The sequence below is a fragment of the Thermodesulfomicrobium thermophilum DSM 16697 genome (assembly GCF_059568695.1).
The window spans coordinates 51,094-70,209 of sequence record NZ_JCANTW010000017.1; the positions used below are offsets into that span (position 1 = coordinate 51,094).

The window sequence follows — 19,116 nt, forward strand, 5'->3', positions numbered from 1 at the left end:
GTGATAGCGGGGGCTGGTCACCCCCGCTCATGACTAGCCGACGAGTTCCAAAGCGCTGAAGAAGAACGGGATCTCCACAGCGGCTGTCTCCGGGCCGTCGGAGCCGTGGCACGAGTTGCGTTCGATGTCCAGGGCGTACTTCTTGCGGATGGTGCCTTCCGCTGCCTGGTCTTTGTTGGTGGCGCCCATGAGGTCCCGGTAGCGCTGGATGGCGTTTTCCCCTTCCAGGCATAGGGCGACAATGGGGCCAGAGCTCATATACGTGGTGAGGCTTTCAAAGAAAGGGCGAGCCTTGTGCACGGCGTAGAAGGCCTCGGCCTGGGCCTTGGTGAGGTGCAGCATTTTCATGGCGATGATGCGCAGTCCTGCGGCTTGGATCATGGCCATGATTTCGCCCTGGAGACCCCGCTCCACGGCGTCCGGTTTGATGAGAGCAAGTGTCCGTTCCATGAAAACTCCTTGAAAAAGAATTGTGGTTTATCTATTCTGAAACAGAGAAAAAAACAAGGTTGGAGAGGGAGATCTTTTTTGGTTGAACGTTCAAAAACAAAGGAGTGCGTGATGGCGGACAAACGGTTGTACGAGGTGTTTTACGAGGTAAGCCGCACGGTGAACTCTTCGTTGGATCCCAGTGAGGTGTTGGCGCGTATTGCCGAGCAGGTGACGCGGGCCATGGGAGTCAAAGGGTGTTTTCTGCGTTTGCTCGACCGCACAGGCACGGTGCTCAAACCTGCGGCGTTTTATGGCTTGAGCGATCGCTATGCCCGCAAGGGACCCGTGGAGGTGGCACGCAGCAAGATCGACCAGGAAGCCCTTGCCGGGCAGATGGTGACCATCTTGGACGCCCGCACGGACGAGCGGTTTCAGTACCGCGAGGATGCAGCCAAAGAAGGGCTGGCGTCGATCCTGGTGGCCCCGCTCATGGTGGAAGGGACGCGGCCCATCGGAGTGCTGCGGGTATACACCGACACCCCGAGAGAATTCGACGCCGAAGAGCGCAAGTTTTTACAGGCCATCGCGGATATCTCGGCCATTGCCATCGAGAACGCCCGCATGCATCAGACCCTGAAGCGGCAGATGGAACTCATTCACGCCTACGACTACCAGACCTTTGAAGACTAGAGGGAGCGCACCATGACCAAGATTCGCATCGGCATCAATGGCTTTGGCCGCATCGGCCGTCAGGTACTCAAAACCATCTGGCAGCGGCATCGGGACAGCCTGGAAGTGGTGGCCATCAATGATTTGTTCGACACGGCGACCAACGCGCATCTTTTGCGTCACGATACTTCCTATGGGCACTTTCCTGAGCGTATCGAGGAGGACGGCTCCGTCATCCGTGTGGGAGGGCAGTGGGAAATCCAGAGTTTTGCTCAGCGCGATCCCAAGCTCATCCCATGGGGAAGCTTGGGGGTGGATATCGTCGTGGAGGCCACGGGTATCTTTCGCACCGGCCCCACGGCCCGGCAGCATCTGGAGGCCGGCGCCAAGAAGGTGATTATCACCGCCCCGGCCAAGGAAGAGGATGTGACCATCGTGCTCGGCGTCAACCAGGATGCCTACGACCCGGCCCGGCATCACGTGGTCTCCAATGCTTCGTGCACCACCAATTGTCTGGCCCCGGCAGTGAAGGTGATGCACAGCCGTTTTGGGGTGGTCAAAGGGGTCCTCACCACGGTACATGCCTATACCAACGACCAGCGCATCCTGGATTTGCCGCACAAGGATTTGCGCCGGGCCCGGGCTGCGGCCTGCAACATGATCCCCACTTCCACGGGCGCGGCCAAGGCCGTGGCCAAGGTGCTGCCGGAACTGGCCGGCCGTTTCGACGGCTATTCGGTACGTGTGCCCACCCCTGCGGTTTCCTTGGTGGATTTCGTGGCCGTGCTGGAGCGCGACACCACCACCGAGGAGTTGCGGGCCGCCTTTCGTGACGCTGCCAGCGGGGAACTCAAAGGTATTCTCGCCTATAGCGAGGAGCCGTTGGTGTCTTCGGACTTTCTGGGCAATCCCCACTCCGGCATCGTGGAGGCGGAATTTACTGCCGTCCAATGCGGAAATTTGGCCAAGGTGTATATCTGGTACGATAACGAGTGGGGCTACTCTTGTCGGGTGGCGGATTTGGCCCATTATATGGCGCAGAAAGGGCTTTAGGTCGGCCTGGAGGAGGTCTTGTTCCGAAGTCTTCCGCGCATCTCCTGGGGGCCAACTCCATGGCCTTTAGGGGCTTGGGATTTGGGCGAACCGGGGTGCAAGGCGGCTGAGGGAGACGACCTGCGCACCTCCGGTGTGCTCTCGGGCCCAGATGGTGAGCGCCCGCAAGGTTTGTGGATAGGGGTGGCCGATGGCGATGGCCACCCCTTTTTTGTGCGCTATGGCTTCGGCCTTGCGCAGTTGGGCGAGGACCGCCGGGGTGGAGGCCACGTTGTCGAGAAAAGTGGTGCGCCGCAGGTAAGGGAGGTTGGCGTCCCGGCTGACGGCCGGGACGGCGCTCTTGGCCGTAGTCGCGCTGTCCACGAAGATTTTTCCGCGACGGTGCAGGGCCTTCAGCATGGCCGTCACGCCGGCGTAGTCTTCGGTAAAACGTGAGCCCATGTGGTTGTTGGCGCCGATGGCATGCGGCACGCGCAGCAAGGCTTCGTCCACCAGGGCGTGGATGCGGGCGGCGTCCATGCCCGCCATGAGGGTGCCTGGCCCGGAATTGGGGTGGGGGAAACCGTGAGGCTCGCAGGGCAGGTGCACGAGGACGTCACGTCCGGCGCGGTGGGCGATGTCGGCCGTGGCCTGGGCCTTGGGGGTGTAGGGAAGGATGGAGAAGACCACCGGGATAGGAAGGCTCGCCAGGGTTTGGGCGGCCACGAGATCCTGGCCGAGGTCGTCAATGATGATCACCAACTGTCCGGAAGCGGTCGTGGTGGGCGGCAGGAGCGGGGGCTCTGGCTGGAGGATGATGCGGTGGGTCGTGACCCCCTGGATGCGGACCTCCAGGTCACGGGCGTCTGGGGTGCGCGAAAAAAGTCGAGGAGCGCGGGGAAGACGCGCGAGAATCTGTTCCAGGGCGACCCGAAACCGCGCTGGGTCCGGGGCTGGGATTTCGATGGTTTGGAACTGGATTTCGCCTAGGCCCGTGGTGTGGGTGTCCACGGAAGCAATATGGATGTTGCGTGCGTCCAGGCCGCAGGATTCTGCCGCCCGTGTGATGGCGTCGTCGATGAAATGGACCAGGACTTCTGCATCTTCGGTTTGGGCTTCATAGGGGAGGGCTGGAGGAAGCTTGGGCGACGGCGCCGGAGTTGGGGCGGCAGGTGGCGAGGATGCAGGCCCCGAGCGGGGCGCAGGCGCTGAAGGCGCTGCAGGTGCTTGGGGGGGGACCTTGGCTGGAGGAGACGGGGCGAGCACCGCCCGCAAGACCCAAAAGGTGATGGCTACCAGGGTGAGAAGTCCAAGCGCAAGCGCGACGCGTCCTCCTGCCGCCCTGGATGGACGGCGGGAGGAGCGCTTTTTGGACGAGGATTGGCGGCGAGCCATGCCCGGATAGGCTTAGCGCGCCTGAATTTGGGTGATGTGCGGCAGGGATTTCACCAGGCTCAAGGCGAGGCGCAACTGATTGTCCTGGGCCAAGATCGCCTGCGTTTCTTTCTCTGTGGTCCTGCCTGCATCGCCATTGGGGTTGTCCAAGTGACGGGAGAGGTCCGCTTCGCGGCGCAGCATTGGGTCTTCTTCGGGAGTGGTGGCGTCGGTTACCAGCGGGATCTCGATGTCCGGTTGGATCCCATCGGCCTGAATGGAACGGCCGCTGGGCGTGTAGTAGAGGGCCACAGTCAGTTTGATGGCAGAGCCGTCGGCCAGCGGGATGATAGATTGCACCGAGCCTTTGCCGAAGGTGCGCTCGCCAACGATGAGGGCGCGTTTTCTATCCTGCAGGGCGCCGGCTACGATCTCCGAGGCGGAGGCCGATCCGGCGTTGACCAGGACCACCACGGGACAGGTGACATCTGTGCTTTGGGCTGTGGCCAGTTCGTCTTGACGGCTTTGGGGATCCCTGCCCTGGGTGTAGACGATGAGACCGTCGCGCAGGAACGTATCGCTGACGGACACGGCCTGGTCCAGCAGGCCGCCGGGATTATTGCGCAGATCAAGGATCACCCCCCGCAGCGGGGTCTGGGCGGTGTATTCGCGCAGCTTTTTGTGCAGGTCTGCCGTGGTGGTGGCCTTGAAGTCGGTGATGCGCACCTGGAGGTATCCGGGCTCGAGCTCCCGTGTCTTGACACTCACCAAGGGAATGGTGCCCCGCACTATGGTGACTTTCTCCGGAGCCTTGGAGTCGGTATGGAGTATGGTGAGGGTGACGCTGGTGTCTTGGGGGCCGCGGATCCTGGTCACCGCGTCTTCGATGCTCATCTCTGCGGTGGACTCACCATTGATCTCCAGGATGATGTCTCCGGCACGCAATCCGGCCTTGGCCGCTGGCGTATCCTCGATGGGCGCGATGACGGTGAGCCGGCGGTCACGGATGCCGATCTGGATCCCGATGCCGCCGAATTCCCCTTGAAACTCTTCTTGCATCATCTTGAACTTGTCGAGATCAATGAAGGCGGAGTGCGGGTCGATGGCCCCCAGCATGCCCTGGATCGCCCCATGAATGAGGTCGGTGCGGTTGACGGGCTGGACGTAATTTTTCTCGATGAGGTCCAGCGTTTGGCTGAATTGTTTCAGAGCTTGGTATTGATCGGCATCCCGAGCGAGACTTTGGGCCGGGACGCCAGCCAGGATGAAGAGCAGAGCCAATGCTCCGACACCATGCATAAGGCGCATACATTCCTCCTTGGAGAGGGAAAACACGAAAGATGCCATAACCACACCGTCACAAGGGCGCGAGCCATTCCTGCGGGTCGAGGGCTTTGGAGCCGGAGCGCAGCTCAAAGCGTACTCCCGGCCCTTTGACCTTGGGGGAAAATCCACAGCGCCCCAAGGTGGCTCCTTGAGCTACGCGTTGGCCTTCCTCCACATTGGGGGTCGCTAAAAAAGCGTAGACCGAATAATATGTTTCTCCGTGGTAGACAATGACCACGTGTCCGAGTCCTCGGAGCGTATCGCTGTGGACCACCTTGCCTGCGGCAATGGCCCGGACTGCATCGCCTTCTTTGGCGGCGATGTCGATGCCGGTCACCGGCGGGGAGGCCTTGGGGGCGAAGCGATGCACCACGCGTCCCTGTACGGGCCAGGGGAGTTTCCCTTTGGCGGCGGAGATCTTCTGCGCTGCTTCCAGGGCGGCCTTGCGTCGGAGGTCTTCCAAGGCAGTGAGCAGGGATCCGAGCTGTGCTTCACCCTGCAGGCGCTGTGCGCGCAGTTTTTCCGCCTGTTTGACTCGGGCGAGGCGCTGGCGGGTGATATCGTCTTTGATGGCGGCCAGACGGCGGTTTTGATCCTCGAGATCGGCGGCGGTTTTTCGGACGGCTTCGGCCTGAGCCGAGAGGGCCGCCTGTGCTTGGGCAAGCTGGATGCGGTTTTGCCGGAGCTCTCGGAGCACCGCCGCCAGCCAGGTGCTCTCTCGGTCCGCCTCGGCCCAGCCTTCCGTGCGGAAGGACTTGAGGCGCATGGTTGCGGCCCACAAAACTCGGGCGAGCTCCGAGGCGCGTCTCGCCAACTGGTCGTGGCGGGACTGGATTTGAGAGAGCTGCCCTTCCAGGTCTTGCTTGCGTCCCTGGGTGGCTTCCCATGCCTTCTGGGCCTCGGCGAGTTGTTCCTCAAGGGCACGGATCTTGGTGTCGAGGCGCGTGAGCTCTGCCTGGACCGCGGCCTCCCTGCGTTTGGTGGCTTCAAGCTCCCGGCGTTGGGCTTCCACTTGGTGCTGGGTGCCGCGGAGCTTTTCCTGGGTCGTCGAAGCCCCCACGGCCGGGGAGGCGGCCAGGAGGAAACAAAGGACGAAGAGGCAGCTGCAGCGGTACGGCATGGAGAGCCCCTGACCACGCCCTGCCTTTGGGGTCAAGATGAAGGAAGGAGCGGGGCGAGCGGACAGAGGGCGCAGCGGGGCTTGGCGCGGCACCACTCCTTGGCCGTGCGTACAATGAGTGCGTGGAATTCTTTATATAAATTGACGTCCGGCGTGAGGGCGTCTGCAAAATAGGCGCGCAAGTCTTCGTAGCTGATGTCTTCGGGAACGAGGCCGTGGCGGTGGAAGATGCGTCGGGTGTAGGCGTCCACTACGAAGCTGGGGATCTCCAGGGCGTAGAGCAGGATGGAGTCCGCGGTCTCCGGACCGATACCCGAGACCTCGAGCAGACGCTCGCGGATGTGCGGGACTTCGCGCAAGGCGAGGATGTCTCCGCCGTGGGCTTGGAGAAAGGTCAGGAAATGCCGGAGCCGTTTGGCCTTGACCCGAAAGTAGCCTGCAGGGCGGATGAGTTCGGCCAGGTGCGCTTCGGGCAGGGCGAGCATGGCGGCCGGAGAGAGTACGTCAGCGGCCTTGAGGGCGGTAATGGCCCGCTCCACGTTGGTCCAGGCCGTGTTTTGGGTGAGGATGGCCCCCACCGCCACCTCGAACGGAGTCTCGGCCGGCCACCAGCCGCTTTCGCCCAGGGCGGCGAGCATGGTCTCGAAGTACTGACGCAGCAAACGTTCGCGACGCATTAGGCAGTACGAAAGACGAGGCTCGCCCACTCGCCTTGGGTGTGGCGCTGCGGGGAGGGAAGTCCCAGGTCGGTGTAGGCGGTTTCCACGGCAAGGGCCTGCTCGCCGGCGAGGATGCCTGAGAGAATCAAGATGCCGCCGGGCAGCAGGCGGGCAGTGATGTCGCGGGCCATGTCCATGAGAGGGCCCGCCAGGATATTGGCCAGCACCAGGTGGAAGTGGGCGGTTGGGGCGTCTGTGATGGTCCCGGTGCGGACTTCCACGCCCTGGGCCTTGTTGACGGCGAGATTTTCGGCGGCGTTGTCCACGGCCACGGAGTCGATGTCCAGGGCCAGGCCGGTGAGCCCCAGGCGGCTTGCGGCCAAGGCGAGGATGCCTGATCCCGTGCCGAGGTCGAGGAAACGCTGCCCTGGTCCGATGGCCCCTTCCTGGGCAAGGGCGTCCAGAGCCTCCAGGCAGAGGGCGGTGGTGGCGTGGTGCCCGGTGCCGAAGGCCATTTTGGGCTCGATGACCAGGGTCCAAGGCCCGGCGTGTTCCGCCGCCAGCCACGAGGGGACCACGGTGAAGCGCCCAATGGACAGGGGGGAGAAGAACTGCCGCCAGGCCGCGTTCCAATCGGCGTTGTCCACGGAGCTGGTGGAGACGTCCACACTCGGGCATACCTCGGATAGGGCGGCGTGGAGGCGGGCGGCATGCTCGGGCAGCGTGCTGTGCACCACCAGGTGGCGCAGACCATCGCGCATGCCTTCGTCTTCCCAGCCCCAGGAGGCGTGGAGGGCCAGGACCATGGTGACCATGTCTTCGCAGGAGGGCGGAAACGCCAGATGAATACGGGTGAGTTTATCGGTCATGGCTGGTGCGGGCTTGATAGCGCGCCATGCTGCGCTCCAGACGGCGGGAGAAGGCCGTGAGCACCCAGCAGATGGCGAAATAGAGCAGCGCAATGGTGAGAAAGATCTCCATGGGCGCTTTCATGGTGCGGGTGTAGACGTGGCGCGCGGCCAAGGTGAGCTCGTTGACGTTGATGATCATGGCCAGTGAGGTGTCCTTGGTGAGGGACACGAACTGGTTGACGAAGGAGGGGATCATGTTGCGCAGGGCCTGGGGGAGGATGATGTGCACCATGGCCTGGGTATGGGAAAGGCCGGAGCCACGGGCCGCCTCCATCTGTCCTTTGGGGATGGCAAGTACGCCGGCACGCACGATTTCTGCGATATAGGCGCCGGTGAAGACGATGAAGGCCGCGATGGCGCTTTCCGTTTCCGGAACGCTTTGGTTCATGAGCAGCGGGGCGAAGAAGTAGAACCAAAAGATCACCATCAAAAGCGGCGTGCCGCGGATGATCTCAATATAGATCAGCGCCGGCCAGGAGAGCCACGGCCGCTTGGAAATACGCATGAGTCCGGCGGCAAGACCGATCCAAAAGGCGCCGAAGATCCCGATGACCGCCATGACGATGCTCATGGCGAGCCCGCCCAAAGGACCTTGGGGATAGGCCCCTACCAGCAGGTAGTCGAAGTTGTTCCATACCACGCCCCAGTTGGCGAACAGTCCCGAAAACCACTGCCAGAAATGCTCCATCTCCGTCCTCCTACCGCCTGCTGCCGATGTGTAAGAAATGCTTGTTGTACTGGTTGATGATGAAGGACACCAGCAGGGACAACGACAGGTAAATGAGGGTGGACACCGTGAAGGCCTCGAAACCGTGGAAGGTGTGCGCTTCCACCTGGCGGGCCATATAGGTGAGTTCCATGACGCCGATGGTCATGGCCAGGGAGGAGTTCTTGATGAGATTGAGAAACTGGCTGATAAGCGGTGGAATGATGATGCGAAATGCTTGCGGAAGAATGACATAGCGCATCGCTTGGATAAACGTCAGTCCAGTGGCGCGGGATGCTTCCAATTGTGTTTTGGGGATGGAAAGAATCCCAGATCGCAATTCCTCCGCGATGAACGCCGCAGTATAGGTCGATAGGGCGATGACTGCTGTGGCAAACTCGATATTTTGTTGGTAGAGCCACTTTTTGAAAAAATCGGGTAAAATAGGATCAGATCCAAAATACCAGAAAAAGATCTGCACCATGAGTGGGGTGTTGCGAAAAAACTCCACATAGGCCGCGGAAAACCATACGAGCGGCCGTACCCGGGACAGACGCAGGACGGTGAGCAGCGTCCCCAGAAGCAGGGCAAAAAGAATGGAAATGCCGGAGAGCTCCAGCGTGACCGCAAGGCCGTCCACGAACCAGCGGCCGTACTCGCCGGCAAAAATCAGGGCCCAATTGAAGGTATAATTCATGAGGGTCAGAGGATTTCGGTTGCGGGCGGCCTCTGGGCCGCCCGGGATGCGTTGGCCTTAGGGCCAGATTTCCATGGTCCAGTTGAGCGGCAACGGGAACTTGGTGTCCGGGCCGAACCACTTGGCGTAGATCTGCTGATATTCGCCGGACTTCCACATTTCCATGAGGGTGGTGTTGACAAAGTCGCGAAAATCCGAGTCGTTTTCCGGCAGGCCGATGCCGTAGGGCTCTGCAGAAATGTCTTCACCCACGATGACCCACTCTTCCGGATGGTCGTCGGAGTTGCGGATGCCGAGCAAAATGGGGGCGTCGGTGGTTACGGCAGCCACTTTGCCTTGCTTGAGGGCGAGGAAGGCTTCGGGATAGGTTTCAAAGGACACCACAGTGCATTCGGGCTGCGCCTTCTTGATGTTCTGCTCCGACGTGGAGCCCTTGGCCGATCCCACCTTCTTGCCCGCGAGATCCGCCACGGATTTGATACCCGAGTCTTTGCGCACCAGAAGTTTTTGGGTGGCGGGGAAATAGGTGATGGAGAAGTCGATCTTTTCCTCGCGCTCGATCTTGTGGGTCATGGTGGCGGCGATGAGGTCGATGGCGCCCTGCTCGAGCATGGGAATGCGGGTGGCGGAAGTCACGGGTTTGAGTTCCAGCCCCACGCCCAACTTCTTGGCCAGGGCGGCGCAGATGTCGATCTCGAAGCCGACGATCTGCCGCGTCTGTTCGTCCACGTAGCCGAAAGGCGGCTGGGAGTCTTTGACGCCGGCGATGAGTTTGCCGCGGCTTTTGATCTCGTCCAATTTGCCGGCATGGGCTGTGCTTGCGCCCAAGGCCAGGGCGGCAAGGATCACCAATGTCCGCTTCCAGAATCCGTTCATGGTACGCTCCTTCGGTTGATGGTTAGAGGATTTCCTTCAAAAACGCCTTGGTGCGTTCATGCTGCGGACTCGTGAAGAAGTGCTCCGGGGTGCCGCGTTCCAGGATCTCGCCGTGGTCCATGAAGATGACCCGGTCCGCCACTTCGCGGGCAAAGCCCATTTCGTGGGTCACACAGAGCATGGTCATGCCTTCTCGGGCCAGATCCTTCATGACGTTCAGCACCTCGTTGATCATCTCCGGGTCCAAGGCGGAGGTGGGTTCGTCGAAGAGCATGATCTTGGGCTTCATGGCCAGGGCCCGGGCAATGGCCACCCGTTGCTGCTGGCCGCCGGAGAGCTCCACCGGATACTTGTGGGCCTGGTTGCCGATGCCCACCCGTTCCAAAAGGGCAAGGGCCGTGGCCTCGGCCTCGTCTCGAGGGATCTTTTTCACCTTCATGGGCGCCAAGGTGATGTTTCTCAGCACCGTGAGGTGCGGATAGAGATTGAACTGCTGGAAGACGATGCCGATTTCCGCGCGCAGTTGGTTGATGTCCTGATCTTTGGCATGGATGTTCTTGCCTTCGATGAGGATTTCGCCCTGGTCGATTTCTTCGAGGCGGTTGACGCAGCGCACCAGGGTGGACTTGCCGGAACCGCTGGGACCGCAGATGACGAGCACCTCGCCTTTTTCGACAGTTTCGTTGATATTTTTGAGGACATGAAAGTCCCCGTACCATTTATTGACATTGTGGATTTCGATCATGGGCATGGTTTTTTGCTCAAAAATGAAAAAATCGTTCCGAGTATGCAGGTTGCTTGCTACAAGGAGTTACGGGGGTTGTCAAACGAGGTCGGTGCCGCCCCTGTGGGTGCGGTGGCGGCCAGGGCTTCTTCCAACGCGATGCAAAAGCCTTCCAGGTGGGATTCATCCACGATGAGCGGCGGAAGCAAGCGCAGCACCGTGTCTTGAGTAAGGTTCACGAGGTAGCGCCGGGCCAGAAGCTCCTGCCAGACGGCCTTGCCCGGGGTTGTGAGCTCGATACCCACCATGAGGCCTGCGCCGCGCACTTCCTGGATGCGGCCCGGGTGCTTTTGGGCCACGACCTGCAGACGCTCCTTGAGCCACGTGCCGAGCTGGGCGGCGCGGGCTACCAGGCCGTCGCGCTCGATGATGTCGAGCACGGTGGCGGCCACACGGCTCACCAGGGCGTTGCCGCCAAAAGTGGTGCCGTGACTGCCGGCAGGAAAGCCTTGGGCTACGTGGGCGGTGGTCAGAACGGCCCCCATGGGCAGCCCGCCGGCGATGCCTTTGGCGATGGTCATGATGTCCGGGGTAAGGCCAAGACCTTGGTAGGCCCAGAAATGTCCGGTGCGGCCCACGCCGGTTTGGATCTCGTCGCAGATGAGCAGTACCCCCTGCTCGCGGCAAAGGCGCTGGATGGTTGCGGCGTAGTCCGCCGGCAGCGGGCGCACCCCGCCTTCTCCTTGGATGGGCTCCACGAGTACGGCGGCGGTGTGCTCGTCCATGGCGGATTTTAGGGCGGCTGCGTCGCCGAAGGGCACGGTGGTGAAGCCTTCGGGCAAGGGGCCGAAGCCGATCTTGACCTTGTCTTGACCGGTGGCCGTGAGTGTGGCCAGGGTGCGGCCATGAAAGGAGCCGGACAGGGTGATGATGCGAAAGCGGTCTTGTTTGCGCACTTCGCGCATGAAGCGGCGTGCGAGTTTGATGGCCCCTTCATTGGCCTCGGCGCCGGAGTTGCAAAAGAAGGCCCGCTCCATGCCTGGGGCGGTGGCCAGGAGCTTTTCCGCCAGGATCAACTGTTCTTCTTGGTAGAGGAGGTTGGAGACGTGGACCAAGGTGCCGGCCTGGGCGCAGATGGCGGCGGTCACCTCGGGGTGACAATGGCCCAGGGCGCATACGGCGATGCCGGAGAGCAGATCCGTGTAGCGCTCCCCTTCCGGGGTGTAGAGGTTCATGCCTTCGCCCCGGGACACAGCCAGCGGGTAGCGGGCATAGGTGGGGCATAAGAGTTGGGACTCGCGTTCCATGAGTTGGGAAGAAGTCATCATGTGGTCATCATCCTTGGGTTAGTGGGTTCCGGTATGGCCGAAGCCGCCGGCACCGCGCTCGGTGGGGGAGAGCTCGGACACGGGGATGCACTGCACCGGAATTACAGGTTGAAAGACGAGCTGGGCGATGCGCATGCCTTGCGTGACGGTGCGCGGCTCCTGCGAGAGATTGAGCAGCATCACCGTGATCTCGCCGCGAAAATCCGGATCGATGACGCCAACGCCCTGGGCCACCACCAAGCCTTGTCGGGCGCCGAGGCCGCTTCGAGAATAGACAAAACCCGCTACCCCCGGCATGAGTGGTTCCACAGCGATGCCCGCAGGAAAGGGGTGCCGCGCCCCAGGGGCGAGGGTGACGGCCGCTTCCGCCATGCAGGCGCGAAGGTCGAGCCCGCAGGACCCGGCCGTGGCCGGGCAGAGCCCCTCAGCGCCGTAAAGTTCGGAGAAGAAACGTACCCGTACCGGGCATGGGCCCCAGGGCGTAGTAGTGGACGAAGAAGGAGAACGCATGCAACCGCTCCAGACGTATACGGTTATTCCGCGGCTTCCTGAGCCGCTTTTGGGCCTCAAAGAGCTGGCCCAGAACCTCTATTTTTCCTGGCACCACGAGATCGAAGATATCTTCGTGCAGATGGACCGGGATCTTTGGGAGCGCACCGAGCACAACCCGGTGCTCTTTTTGAGCCGCATCCCCCAGACCGCGCTGGAAGAATTGGCGCAGGATGAGTTTTTTCTCCAGCGCCTGTCAACCATCGTGGAGGACCAACGGCGCTATGTCCAACGTCAGGGGGCGAGCATCCCGGGGTTTTCTGCGGGCCAAGTGGTGGCCTACTTCAGCGCCGAGTATGGCATCGCCCATTGTCTGCCGCTGTATTCCGGCGGGCTGGGTGTGCTGGCCGGAGACCATCTCAAGGCCGCCAGCGACCTCAATCTGCCCATGGTGGGCGTGGGGCTTGCGTACCGGGAGGGGTATTTTCGGCAGTATCTCACCCATGACGGCTGGCAGCAGGAGCGGTATCCCGTCAATGACTTCGAGCAGATGCCCTTGATCCCCGTGCGCGATGCCCAGGGGCGGCGCCTGGTCGCCCAGGTGCCCATGGCGGGAAGTCCGCTCTTTTTTGGCATCTGGCGGGTGCAGGTGGGCTGCGTGCCACTCTATCTGCTCGATAGCAATATTCCCGAAAACACTCCGGCCCGCCGGGAGATCACGGCTCGGCTCTATGGCGGGGACCTGGAGATGCGTCTGCAGCAGGAGTATTTGCTCGGCATCGGCGGGGTGGAGGCTTTGCGCTGTCTGGGGATTTCCCCTGCGGTGTACCACATGAACGAAGGGCATTCGGCTTTTGCCGGTCTTGCCCGGGTGCGGGAGTTCATGGCCCAAGGTCTTGCCTTCGAGGCCGCCGCGGAGCTGGTGGCCCAGGGTTCGGTCTTCACGACCCATACCCCGGTGCCTGCAGGCAACGACCGCTTTCCGCCGGAGCTGGTGGAGCGCTATTTTGCGCAGTTTGCCCAAGAGTTGGGGCTGGCCTGGAAGGTCTTTCTCGCTCTTGGCCGGGAAAATCCCCATGACGACCGCGAGCCCTTTTGCATGACGGTCTTGGCCCTGCGCCTTTCTCGGGTCAGTAACGGGGTGAGCCTTTTGCATGGCGAGGTCTCCCGCCGCATGTGGGCCGCGGTGTGGCCGCAATTCCCGGCCGAAGACGTGCCCATCGCCTCGGTGACCAACGGGGTGCATTTTCCTACCTGGGTGGCTCCGGATCTCTCGTCCCTCTACGATCGGTTTTTGGGCTCCTCCTGGCGTGAGGACCCGGATCATCAGCGAGTGGGGGAAAAGTTCGGCGTCATCCCGGATATCGAGCTTTGGCGCACCCATGAGCGGTTGCGGGAGCGGCTGGTGGATTTCGTGCGCACGCGGTTGCGTCGGCAGATTCAGGCCCGCGGCGGCCGCGCCTGGGAAGTGGAGGCGGCGGAGAACGTGCTCGATCCTGCGGCCCTCACCATCGGTTTTGCCCGGCGCTTTGCCGCCTACAAGCGCGCCTTTCTCCTGCTCAAGGACCCGGCCCGACTCTCCCGCCTGGTCAACGACCCGGAGCGGCCGGTGCAATTCGTCTTTGCCGGCAAGGCCCACCCCAAGGACACCGAGGGCAAGCGCATCATCCAGGAGCTCATCAATCTGTGCCAGTCGTCGGAGTTTCGGCACGCCATGGTCTTTCTCGAAGACTACGACATGCACGTGGCCCGGCATCTGGTGCAGGGCTGCGACGTCTGGCTCAATACTCCGCGCCGACCGCTGGAGGCTTGCGGCACCAGCGGCATGAAGGCCATGGCCAATGGCGTGCTCAATGTGAGCACCTTGGATGGCTGGTGGGACGAGGCTTGGCGGCCGGACAACAGCCTGGGCTGGGCCATCGGCAGCGGCGAGGAATACGACGATGCCGAATACCAGGACTTCGTGGAGAGCCAGATCTTGTACAATATCTTGGAAAAAGACGTGGTGCCGCTCTTTTACGAACGCGGCCGCGGCTCCTTTCCGCGCGAGTGGGTGCGGCGCATGAAGCGCGCTCTGCAGGTGCTCGGTCCGGTGTTCAACGGCCACCGCATGCTGGAAGATTACGCCCGGATGGCCTATCGTCCGGCCATGGATGCCGTGCATCGGCTCTCCGAGGATCATTTCGCCCCGGTGCGGGAACTTGCCGCCTGGCGCATGCGCTTGATGACCGGGTGGGACGCCTTGGCGGTACGGGAAGTGCGCGCCGCGCACACCGGCGAGGTGTACGTGCACGACGCCGTAAGCGTGGAGGCCCAGGTGTGGCTGGGCAGCCTCACCCCGGAGGACGTGAGTGTGGAGATCTACGCCGGGCCGGTGGACGGTCTTGGGCATTTCACGACACGCCGTACTACGTCCATGGAGCCGGTGGGGCTGACGGAGGACGGGTGGATGCGCTATCAGGGCCGCGCCATGGCCGAGGACACAGGGAAATTCGGCTTTACCGTGCGCGTGGTGCCCCGGCATCCGTTGCTGCGTGATCCCCATGACTTGGGGCTGGTGCGCTGGGCTGGGGCATGAAGCAGCGGGCCGACCTCCTGACCGTCACCCAGGGGCTTGCGCCCAGCCGCGAGGCCGCCCGGCGTCGCATCATGGCCGGAGAAGTCTTTTGCACCGTGGGGGGGCGCACGGAGCGGGTAGCGAAGCCCGGCCAGTTGCTCCCGGCTGCAGCGGTGCTTTCGGCTACGGCTCCGCCGCGCTTCGTCTCCCGCGGAGGAGACAAGCTCATGTCCGCCCTGGAAGGGATCACCGCCCGCGGCCTGGAGCTTCCCCTCGCAGGGGCCGTGGCCCTCGATGCTGGGGCGTCCACAGGTGGATTTACGGACTGCCTGCTCCAGCATGGTGCGGCCCGGGTGTACGCTGTGGACGTGGGCCGCGGGCAGCTCCATGTGCGGCTTCGCCAGGATCCGCGAGTGGTGAGCCTGGAGGGCGTGAACCTGCGCCATGCTCCGGCGGACCTCATCCCCGAGCCTGTGCACGTGGTGGTGGCGGACTGCTCGTTCATCTCCCTGCGCCACATCTTGCCCCCGTGCATCACCTGGCTTGCGCCGGGTGGGTATGCGCTGGCCTTGGTCAAGCCCCAATTCGAGGTGGGGCCGCGCTGGGTAGGCAAAGGCGGCGTGGTGCGGGATGAAGCCGCACGTCTGGCCGCAGTGGAGGGCATTCGCCGTTTTGCGGAGGAAGAACTGGGGCTGACACCGCTGGCCACCATTCCTTCCGCGGTGCTTGGCCCCAAAGGCAATCAAGAATACTTTCTGTTTTTGCGATGGGAGAAAAGCAGTTCATGAACCTTGCCCCTGATGCCTTGCTCACCGAAACCCGCAAGGCCCGGCTGCGCCGGGTGGTGGCCTGCCGCCAGCCGGACCTCACTTTGGTGCTGCACAATATCCACGACCCGCACAATGTTTCCGCGATCTTGCGTAGCTGCGACGCCTTTGGTGTGGGGGGGGTGCATCTCCTCTATACCCGGGAATCGTTTCCGAACCTTTCCGCTGCTTCGTCGGCCTCGGCCCGGAAGTGGGTGGACACCACCCGACACCGCGACGCTGCGTCGCTGGTGGCCAGTCTGCATGATCAGGGGTTTTCTGTGGTGGCCACCGGCATGACCTCGGATACGGTGCCGGTCATGGAGTGGGATTTCACCCGGCCCACTGCCGTCATCCTGGGCAACGAGCACCGGGGGCTGGATGCGGACCTGGCGGCCTTGGTGCCGCACACCGTGTGCGTGCCCATGTACGGCATGGTGCAGAGCCTCAACGTATCCGTGGCTGCGGCCATCATCCTCTATGAGGCCATGCGCCAGCGCCGCGCCGCCGGGCTCTTGGAGCGTCCGGCTTTGAACCCTGAGGCCTTGGAGGCCCTGTACGCGGATTATTGCTTGCGCGGCAAACCCTATGCGGAGGTGTTCCGTGGCCGGAAATAGTTTTGGCGAGGTGTTCAGGCTCACTACCTTTGGTGAATCCCACGGCCCGGCCTTGGGTGGAGTGGTGGACGGGTGCCCGCCGGGGATTGCGCTTTCGGAGGCGCGCATCCAGGAAGACCTGGACCGCCGCCGACCGGGAAGCGGCGGCATCGCGGCCACCACACGCAAAGAATCCGATCGGGTGCGGCTGCTCTCGGGCGTATTCGAGGGCTCCACCACGGGCACGGCCATCGGTTTTGTGGTGGAAAACGAAAACCAGCGCTCCGGGGACTACGACAGTCTGCGCGAGGTTTTTCGGCCCGGGCACGGGGATGTGACCTATCAGGCCAAATACGGCCGGCGCGATCACCGTGGCGGTGGCCGGGCCTCGGGCCGGGAGACCGTGGCCCGGGTGGTGGGCGGGGCCATTGCCGCCGCCGTCCTGGAGACCGTCGGCGTCAGCGTGCATGCGGCGTCCGTGGAGTTGGGCGGCATTGCGGCCAGTGGGCGGGACTTGGCCGGGGCGTGGAACCGCCCCTTTTTCGCTGCGGATGCCGAGGTGCTGCCGGCGTGGGAGGCCTTGGTGGCCGAGGTGCGCGCCGCAGGCGATACCCTGGGGGGTATTGTGGAGGTGGTGGCCCAGGGCGTGCCTGCCGGCTTGGGCGAGCCGGTGTTCGACAAGCTCGATGCCCGCCTGGCGGCTGCGGTCATGAGCGTGGGCGCGGTCAAGGGCGTGGAGATCGGCGCCGGCTTTGCTGCGGCCCGCAGCCGGGGAAGCCAGAACAACGATCCGCTCACGGCCCAGGGCTTTGCCTCCAACCACGCGGGCGGCATCTTGGCCGGTATCTCCACCGGACAGGACATTGTGGTGCGGGCGGCGGTGAAACCCATTCCCTCCATTGCCGTGCCCCAGCGCACCCGGGACGTCTCCGGGCAGGAACGGGAGATCCGCGTGGGCGGCCGCCACGACATCTGTGCCATTCCACGTATTGTGCCGGTATTGCGGGCCATGGTTTGCCTTGCCCTGGCGGACATGCTCCTGATGCACCGCGCCGTGCGTCCTTGGGGGAATCTGGCGTGAGGCGGCTTCGCGTTGGCGGGTGAGGGGCATGGGCGATGGAGATTTCCGGCTTTTGGATCAAGCGCATTTTGGGCCAGGGGCTCATGCCGCTCGGCGTGAGCGTGTGCCTTTCCCTGTGGGGGATGCTTCTGGCCTTGGTGGGCCGACCCAAGCGGGCCGTGGCCCCGTTCGTGCTGGCGGCCTTGGTGCTTTACGCCGTCAGCCTCGATCCAGTGGCTGCCTGGATGGTGGCGCCCTTGGAGCGGGCGTATGCGCCTCTTCGACTGGACGATTCCCGGCTGGCGGGCGTGCGCTGGATCGTGGTCTTGGGAAGCGGCCATCATCAGGACGCCGCCCTTCCGCCCCTCTTGCGCCTGGATACCGTGGCCACCGCCCGTCTGGCCGAGGCCCTGCGTCTGGCCCGGCGGGCGCCGCGGGCCCAGGTGCTGTGCACCGGGGGAAGCCCCACTGGCGGCACTCCCCATGCGGAGGTGCTGGCTGCGGCTGCCGTGAGTTTGGGGGTGGATGCCGGGCGGGTGGCTGTGGAAAACGCCTCCCTGGATACCCCGCAGCAAATGACGGAGGTGGCCCGTCGCGTAGGCCGCGAGCCTTGGGTGCTCGTCACTTCCGCCATCCACATGCCCCGGGCCGTGCGTCTGGCCCGCGCCCATGGGCTTTTTCCCATCCCGGCGCCTGCGGCCTTCGAGACCTTTTCCCCCGAGAGCCTGCCGTTTCTCCCGTATGCTCGAAACATTCTCGCCTGCCATCGTGCCTTGCACGAATATTTGGGCCTGCTCTGGGGCTGGATCACCGGGCGGCTCCAGCTTTGGGAGTAAGGACGGTGCGTATCGCCGCCGCCCCCTTGTCACTGCCCCCAATCCTGGCTAAGGAGCTTTGACCACTGACCAGGAGGGTTTGGACATGGTTATCGATGTGCGCGCCTGGAACGACATGCAGGCCTTGGATCAGCTCTTGGACGCCCTGTGGCACAACCCCAACGTGCGGCAGCGGGCCTTCGCCTTTCCCCCGGTCAATGTGGAGGAGACCGACACCGCCCTGGTGGTGACCGCTGCGGTGCCGGGGGTAGCCCCCGGGGACGTGGAGGTGACGTTGGAGGACAAATCCCTCATCATCCGTGGCGAGCGGCAGGCGGAACCGGGCCGCTACTTCCGCCAAGAGCGGCCGGTGGGGCCGTTTCAGCGGGTCATCACCATGGAGACTGCGGTGGACGGTGACGGCGTCCATGCCAGTCTGCGCCATGGCATCCTCACCATCACCCTGCCCAAAACCCACGCCGCCACCCAGCGCCGCATCCTCGTGGAGGGCGAATAGATGGACACGGCCCGTATTTCGCTGCCCCAAGGTCGACCTGCCGCGGACATCATTGAGCTTTCCGACGGTTTTGTCATTGTCTTGGATCTTCCCGGGGTTTCTCGGGAGAGTTTGTCCGTGGAGCTGCGGGGCACGGAGCTGGTGGTGCGCGGCCGCGCGCTCCTCGCCCGGGAGCCGGGGCGCAAACCGCTGCACCTGGAATTCGGGGACGCCGAGTTCGTGCGCTCCTTCACCGTTGCCCACACCGTGGACCGGGAACACATCCGCGCTACCTTCCGCCACGGCCAGTTGGAGCTGTTTCTCCCCAAGTCCACCCACGGCCAGCCGCGCACCATCCCGGTGGCAAGCGCGGACACCCAATCCTGATACTCCCAACCAGCAACCGCCCCGTAACGGAGCGGTTGTGCTGGTGCGCTGCCTCG

21 protein-coding genes are annotated in these 19,116 nt (G+C 63.3%); 9 read left to right on the forward strand and 12 right to left on the reverse strand.

All coding sequences use genetic code 11. The features are described from left to right. Window positions 1-33 precede the first annotated feature (33 nt). Complete coding sequence (ndk, locus tag BR00_RS10330) at window positions 34-450, reverse strand: nucleoside-diphosphate kinase (RefSeq protein WP_496477519.1); 417 nt, start codon at window positions 448-450, stop codon at window positions 34-36. Window positions 451-561: 111 nt separating this feature from the next. Here ndk and BR00_RS10335 point away from each other — a divergent pair, with 111 nt between their 5' ends. Both BR00_RS10335 and gap read left to right on the forward strand, forming a co-directional pair. After that, complete coding sequence (locus BR00_RS10335) at window positions 562-1,122, forward strand: GAF domain-containing protein (RefSeq protein ID WP_281752465.1); 561 nt, start codon at window positions 562-564, stop codon at window positions 1,120-1,122. Between the two features lie 12 nt (window positions 1,123-1,134). After that, window positions 1,135-2,154 carry a type I glyceraldehyde-3-phosphate dehydrogenase gene (gap, locus tag BR00_RS10340; RefSeq protein WP_496477520.1) on the forward strand — a complete coding sequence of 340 codons (1,020 nt, stop codon included), beginning with the start codon at window positions 1,135-1,137 and terminating at the stop codon, window positions 2,152-2,154. Between the two features lie 66 nt (window positions 2,155-2,220). On the opposite strand, the gene BR00_RS10345 is transcribed toward gap, so the two are convergent. From BR00_RS10345 to dut, 11 genes are read right to left on the reverse strand one after another with little or no spacing between them, the layout of a single operon-like run. After that, window positions 2,221-3,528 (reverse strand): divergent polysaccharide deacetylase family protein, encoded by a 1,308-nt coding sequence (locus BR00_RS10345; RefSeq protein ID WP_496477521.1) that lies wholly within the window; start codon window positions 3,526-3,528, stop codon window positions 2,221-2,223. Between the two features lie 12 nt (window positions 3,529-3,540). Continuing rightward, complete coding sequence (locus BR00_RS10350) at window positions 3,541-4,815, reverse strand: S41 family peptidase (protein ID WP_496477522.1); 1,275 nt, start codon at window positions 4,813-4,815, stop codon at window positions 3,541-3,543. A gap of 49 nt (window positions 4,816-4,864) precedes the next feature. Then, window positions 4,865-5,953, reverse strand: coding sequence for a murein hydrolase activator EnvC family protein (locus BR00_RS10355; protein WP_496477523.1), 1,089 nt, complete (start codon window positions 5,951-5,953; stop codon window positions 4,865-4,867). Window positions 5,954-5,985: 32 nt separating this feature from the next. Beyond that, window positions 5,986-6,630, reverse strand: a complete 645-nt coding sequence (locus tag BR00_RS10360; RefSeq protein ID WP_496477524.1) for an endonuclease III domain-containing protein — start codon at window positions 6,628-6,630, stop codon at window positions 5,986-5,988. Beyond that, on the reverse strand, window positions 6,630-7,481 hold the full coding sequence (locus tag BR00_RS10365; protein ID WP_496477525.1) for a 50S ribosomal protein L11 methyltransferase: 852 nt from the start codon (window positions 7,479-7,481) through the stop codon (window positions 6,630-6,632). The genes BR00_RS10360 and BR00_RS10365 overlap by 1 nt, the downstream gene beginning before the upstream one ends. Next, window positions 7,471-8,211: an amino acid ABC transporter permease gene (locus BR00_RS10370; protein WP_496477526.1), complete on the reverse strand. Its 741-nt coding sequence runs from the start codon at window positions 8,209-8,211 to the stop codon at window positions 7,471-7,473. The genes BR00_RS10365 and BR00_RS10370 overlap by 11 nt, the downstream gene beginning before the upstream one ends. 10 nt (window positions 8,212-8,221) lie before the next feature. Further along, entirely contained in the window at window positions 8,222-8,926 is a 705-nt protein-coding gene (locus tag BR00_RS10375; protein ID WP_496477527.1) for an amino acid ABC transporter permease, read from the reverse strand. Window positions 8,927-8,983: 57 nt separating this feature from the next. Continuing rightward, window positions 8,984-9,802, reverse strand: a complete 819-nt coding sequence (locus BR00_RS10380) for an ABC transporter substrate-binding protein (protein WP_496477528.1) — start codon at window positions 9,800-9,802, stop codon at window positions 8,984-8,986. 22 nt (window positions 9,803-9,824) lie between these two features. Beyond that, window positions 9,825-10,553, reverse strand: coding sequence for an amino acid ABC transporter ATP-binding protein (locus tag BR00_RS10385; protein WP_496477529.1), 729 nt, complete (start codon window positions 10,551-10,553; stop codon window positions 9,825-9,827). A 50-nt stretch (window positions 10,554-10,603) separates the two neighbouring features. Continuing rightward, complete coding sequence (locus tag BR00_RS10390; RefSeq protein WP_496477611.1) at window positions 10,604-11,851, reverse strand: aspartate aminotransferase family protein; 1,248 nt, start codon at window positions 11,849-11,851, stop codon at window positions 10,604-10,606. Window positions 11,852-11,872: 21 nt separating this feature from the next. Then, complete coding sequence (gene dut, locus BR00_RS10395; protein WP_496477530.1) at window positions 11,873-12,364, reverse strand: dUTP diphosphatase; 492 nt, start codon at window positions 12,362-12,364, stop codon at window positions 11,873-11,875. Here dut and glgP point away from each other — a divergent pair. The 7 genes from glgP (at window position 12,363) to BR00_RS10430 (ending at window position 19,060) form a co-directional block, all read left to right on the forward strand. Further along, the gene (gene glgP / locus BR00_RS10400) at window positions 12,363-14,921 is read left to right on the forward strand and encodes an alpha-glucan family phosphorylase (RefSeq protein ID WP_496477531.1); all 2,559 of its coding nucleotides are present in this window, start codon (window positions 12,363-12,365) and stop codon (window positions 14,919-14,921) included. The two genes, dut and glgP, sit on opposite strands and share 2 nt — an antisense overlap. Continuing rightward, entirely contained in the window at window positions 14,918-15,688 is a 771-nt protein-coding gene (locus BR00_RS10405; RefSeq protein WP_496477532.1) for a TlyA family RNA methyltransferase, read from the forward strand. The genes glgP and BR00_RS10405 overlap by 4 nt, the downstream gene beginning before the upstream one ends. After that, the gene (locus BR00_RS10410; protein WP_496477533.1) at window positions 15,685-16,323 is read left to right on the forward strand and encodes a TrmH family RNA methyltransferase; all 639 of its coding nucleotides are present in this window, start codon (window positions 15,685-15,687) and stop codon (window positions 16,321-16,323) included. The genes BR00_RS10405 and BR00_RS10410 overlap by 4 nt, the downstream gene beginning before the upstream one ends. After that, entirely contained in the window at window positions 16,310-17,383 is a 1,074-nt protein-coding gene (gene aroC, locus BR00_RS10415) for a chorismate synthase (RefSeq protein ID WP_496477534.1), read from the forward strand. The genes BR00_RS10410 and aroC overlap by 14 nt, the downstream gene beginning before the upstream one ends. A 35-nt stretch (window positions 17,384-17,418) precedes the next feature. After that, on the forward strand, window positions 17,419-18,198 hold the full coding sequence (locus tag BR00_RS10420; RefSeq protein ID WP_496477535.1) for a YdcF family protein: 780 nt from the start codon (window positions 17,419-17,421) through the stop codon (window positions 18,196-18,198). 85 nt (window positions 18,199-18,283) lie between these two features. Further along, complete coding sequence (locus BR00_RS10425) at window positions 18,284-18,694, forward strand: Hsp20/alpha crystallin family protein (protein WP_496477536.1); 411 nt, start codon at window positions 18,284-18,286, stop codon at window positions 18,692-18,694. Next, on the forward strand, window positions 18,695-19,060 hold the full coding sequence (locus BR00_RS10430) for an Hsp20/alpha crystallin family protein (RefSeq protein ID WP_496477537.1): 366 nt from the start codon (window positions 18,695-18,697) through the stop codon (window positions 19,058-19,060). It abuts the gene before it with no gap. Window positions 19,061-19,116: the final 56 nt, after the last annotated feature.

Coding starts and splice junctions, on each gene's coding strand:
- BR00_RS10335 (WP_281752465.1), top strand. CDS start 562: ATGGCGGACAAACGGTTGTACGAGGTGTTTTACGAGGTAAGCCGCACG.
- BR00_RS10345 (WP_496477521.1), bottom strand. CDS start 3,528: ATGGCTCGCCGCCAATCCTCGTCCAAAAAGCGCTCCTCCCGCCGTCCA.
- BR00_RS10405 (WP_496477532.1), top strand. CDS start 14,918: ATGAAGCAGCGGGCCGACCTCCTGACCGTCACCCAGGGGCTTGCGCCC.
- BR00_RS10390 (WP_496477611.1), bottom strand. CDS start 11,851: ATGACTTCTTCCCAACTCATGGAACGCGAGTCCCAACTCTTATGCCCC.
- BR00_RS10370 (WP_496477526.1), bottom strand. CDS start 8,211: ATGGAGCATTTCTGGCAGTGGTTTTCGGGACTGTTCGCCAACTGGGGC.
- BR00_RS10385 (WP_496477529.1), bottom strand. CDS start 10,553: ATGCCCATGATCGAAATCCACAATGTCAATAAATGGTACGGGGACTTT.
- BR00_RS10425 (WP_496477536.1), top strand. CDS start 18,284: ATGGTTATCGATGTGCGCGCCTGGAACGACATGCAGGCCTTGGATCAG.
- BR00_RS10410 (WP_496477533.1), top strand. CDS start 15,685: ATGAACCTTGCCCCTGATGCCTTGCTCACCGAAACCCGCAAGGCCCGG.
- gap (WP_496477520.1), top strand. CDS start 1,135: ATGACCAAGATTCGCATCGGCATCAATGGCTTTGGCCGCATCGGCCGT.
- dut (WP_496477530.1), bottom strand. CDS start 12,364: ATGCGTTCTCCTTCTTCGTCCACTACTACGCCCTGGGGCCCATGCCCG.
- BR00_RS10375 (WP_496477527.1), bottom strand. CDS start 8,926: ATGAATTATACCTTCAATTGGGCCCTGATTTTTGCCGGCGAGTACGGC.
- BR00_RS10350 (WP_496477522.1), bottom strand. CDS start 4,815: ATGCGCCTTATGCATGGTGTCGGAGCATTGGCTCTGCTCTTCATCCTG.
- BR00_RS10420 (WP_496477535.1), top strand. CDS start 17,419: ATGGAGATTTCCGGCTTTTGGATCAAGCGCATTTTGGGCCAGGGGCTC.
- BR00_RS10355 (WP_496477523.1), bottom strand. CDS start 5,953: ATGCCGTACCGCTGCAGCTGCCTCTTCGTCCTTTGTTTCCTCCTGGCC.
- BR00_RS10360 (WP_496477524.1), bottom strand. CDS start 6,630: ATGCGTCGCGAACGTTTGCTGCGTCAGTACTTCGAGACCATGCTCGCC.
- glgP (WP_496477531.1), top strand. CDS start 12,363: ATGCAACCGCTCCAGACGTATACGGTTATTCCGCGGCTTCCTGAGCCG.
- BR00_RS10380 (WP_496477528.1), bottom strand. CDS start 9,802: ATGAACGGATTCTGGAAGCGGACATTGGTGATCCTTGCCGCCCTGGCC.
- BR00_RS10365 (WP_496477525.1), bottom strand. CDS start 7,481: ATGACCGATAAACTCACCCGTATTCATCTGGCGTTTCCGCCCTCCTGC.
- ndk (WP_496477519.1), bottom strand. CDS start 450: ATGGAACGGACACTTGCTCTCATCAAACCGGACGCCGTGGAGCGGGGT.
- BR00_RS10430 (WP_496477537.1), top strand. CDS start 18,695: ATGGACACGGCCCGTATTTCGCTGCCCCAAGGTCGACCTGCCGCGGAC.